Raw genomic sequence first — 1,314 nt, forward strand, 5'->3', positions numbered from 1 at the left:
TGTTTGTTAAAGCACATGGTTTACAAAGTTATAAGCACATGCTTTACACTAAATTAGTGCTTAGCCTTATTGGTTTTTCTTTGTCTCTTATATCTTTTTCATTAAAGTAACCTAAAAATACATTTCTATAAAATGCTTTCCAAATTCCGTTGCCAACTTCCTCTGTTCCAATATATCTATCCATCAGACTAGCTGATACATAAACCCACCAGTAAGCTCCCCAACGGACAGATCCATTCTTGGTAACTTTTAAAACCTTCATGTTACTTGGATAGTCCCAGTCTCTTATTCGTTCAGGAAAAGGTCTATTGGAGTATTGATGGACTTTAGCTGGTGTTTCCATACCTAAAGCTTCATGTGGGCGAACCTGATTATATTCTCTTACAAAGCTGTTCAGCTTGCGTTGCTGAGACCTTAAATCAAAGTTAGAAGGAGAGGCACATGAGGCCTTTAAGTCGCGATGCATGCGCTCATGTCTTCCATTCTGTTCAGGGTGCGCAGGATCTGAATATACTGGCATAACCCCCAAATCTATAAACCAATAGGACAATCTCGTGAAGCGCTGTATTGCAGCTACAGCACCAAATGGAGCACCATTATCTGTGTGTATTTGTTTGGGCATCCCATACTTTCTAAACACCCTGGTAAATTCTTCTTTTACGGGTTTAAACTTTTCCCCATAATGCCCCTTTGCAGTAAACAAATACCTACTCTTAGAATCAGCGATTGTTAAGGGGTGGCAGTACTTCTTGTTGCCCATTAAAAATTTCCCTTTATAATCAGCGCTCCATACTTCATTACATTCTTTGGGGTCATAGATTGGGTGAACCGGTTTAACCCTCCTACATCGTTTCTGAGGACATACAAGGCCGTTCCGTAATAAAATATTATGAACGGTTAAAATAGTTGGGATTTCTGAAGCGTCAAAGTCGTTATATAATAACTTATGAAGCTTTTTAGCTCCCCAGCGTTTGTATTCTTCTTTCAGCTCTAACACCTTATCCTCAATTTCTTTTTTTGTCTTATTGGGATGGCTCCTGGGGGCTTTTGACTTCTCCAAAAGACCTTCAATTCCATGATTCTCATAATTGCGAATCAATCTGTAAGCCGTCGGACGGGAGATGTCGAAGGCTTTGCATAATTCCGTAATAGTATACTTTCCTGTATTCCATTCACATATAAACTCTACTTTTTGCTCCATAGCTGTTGTGTCTTTCCAAGGCATAATAATTTGAGTTTTATTTCTCAAATTACAACTTAAAAAGTGTAAACTATGTCACTATAACTTTGTAAAGGATGTCCCTATATCGTACC

Annotated in this window: 1 protein-coding gene; it reads right to left on the reverse strand. The window is 38.5% G+C overall.

Translation table 11 applies throughout. The features are described 5' to 3' along the window. Positions 1 to 43: 43 nt before the first annotated feature. Positions 44 to 1,225 (reverse strand): integrase core domain-containing protein, encoded by a 1,182-nt coding sequence (locus ACE01N_RS20405; RefSeq protein WP_380592913.1) that lies wholly within the window; start codon positions 1,223 to 1,225, stop codon positions 44 to 46. Between the last annotated feature and the right edge of the window lie 89 nt (positions 1,226 to 1,314).

The organism is Quyinboa ferrireducens, from assembly GCF_042436675.1.
In the GTDB taxonomy this organism is placed as follows: Bacteria; Bacteroidota; Bacteroidia; order Bacteroidales; family UBA5342; genus JBHJHP01.